The following is a 1,488-nucleotide window of genomic DNA, read 5'->3' as shown; positions in this document are numbered from 1 at the left end:
GTACTCGTCGCGACTTCGCTTACCCTTTTCGGGTGTGGTGGAGAGGGCAGTGAAGGGGCGCCCGGAAGCTCAACAAGCGTTTCACCTGGTGCTCAAAGCGCGACGCTGTCTGCTCAAAATGCGACTTACTCAACCGGGTATGCCGAATCATTCGAGGTTGATCTATCGTCAAAGGTCTTTTCATCAACCGGGGGGGGCTTTGAGCTTAGCCAAGTCGAGGTCTTGTCGAGAGATGAGAGCTGCCAAGTAGAAAGCATGACGGAAACAGGGTTTGTTATTCTGGCCTCTGCTCCCAAGGTGTGTAACTATCGATATCATGTGAGCCCTAAAACATCGTCGCCAATGAGCCAACAGTCTGAAGCTCCAACTCGAATGAGTGATAATAGTCGCTCAGAGGGTTCGACTTCCGCAGTTACGCGCGTTGCGGTAAGTAGTGATCCTAGTTCAACCGAACTGGTTCCAATAAGTGCAACAACACTGGTTGATGAAGAGGTAAGTGTTTTACTGAAGACCGAACTGGATAAAGTCGGCTTTAAGTTAAGTGACGAGTTTGAACTAACGGACGCAACACTGCCGTACGACCGCTCTAGCTCCGTTCAAATAAATGCGACAGATAAGCAGGTCTTGGACTATACTCCGCCGCCAGGTTTTACCGGTATTGACCGTGTGCTGTATACCTTAGAAGATTCAGAGAATGGCCTTGTATTGATGGGCGTTTTAGATATTGCTGTGGGTTATGAAGCAAACCAAGGTTTCACGATCGATGACAATATAGAGTACCCAGAGGTTGTGGAGGTATTCACCAGCACAGAAATCGATATCAGTGACTTTGTGTCATCGGACGATGGTGATGATTATCAATTAGTGTACGTTGAAACATTCGAGGCAGAGGCCACACCCAAAGACCCATTAGATAGCACAAATAAAATCATTGTCTTTCAAGCGTCACAGGCTGGCTACCATTATATAAGTTTTGCGGTTCGTGATCACAAGGGTGTTTATGATATGGGTTTGATTCGTGTTGCAGTGACCGATCCTAATCAGTCCGCTAAATGGGGTGATATTTCTCACTTGTTAGATGTGTATACCGCACCACTAACGGCATTAGATGCGGTGGGTCAGGACGTTCCTTATGACAGGAAGCTCACCGATAATGAGTATAGTCCAGCCATTGATATGGCGGGGTTTCGTCATCCATCAGCTGTCTCATACTGTGACACCATTGGCGCAGCGTTGCCGACGGTTGAGCAACTGACGAAGATGGGCGAAGATACCGATGTCCAACAGTTACATAACTGGCCTACGCAAGCAAAATATCTTGCTTATGACGACGTCGCTAGTGAGCCTAAGGTTGTTGAACTCAGCGATGACAGCACCAGTACTGGCACGGTCGAGCCCGCATCGGCTTACTATGTAACCTGTGTTAAGCAAGGTTTAATTAATGTGTTGCCCGAATCAAGCACGCAAGCTGTTGCGGATGGGGTTGAT

At 47.9% G+C, this 1,488-nt stretch carries 1 pseudogene; it reads left to right on the top strand.

Annotated elements, in window-relative coordinates:
* Positions 1-1,488 (top strand): annotated as a pseudogene (locus A142_RS24915) (Ig-like domain-containing protein); the annotation flags it as partial.

It is taken from the genome of Vibrio splendidus 12E03 (genome assembly GCF_000272105.2).
Lineage (GTDB): Bacteria > Pseudomonadota > Gammaproteobacteria > Enterobacterales > Vibrionaceae > Vibrio > Vibrio splendidus_I.
The sequence above is the reverse complement of the archived record's forward strand: the minus strand, read 5'-3'. Positions and strand labels throughout refer to the sequence as shown.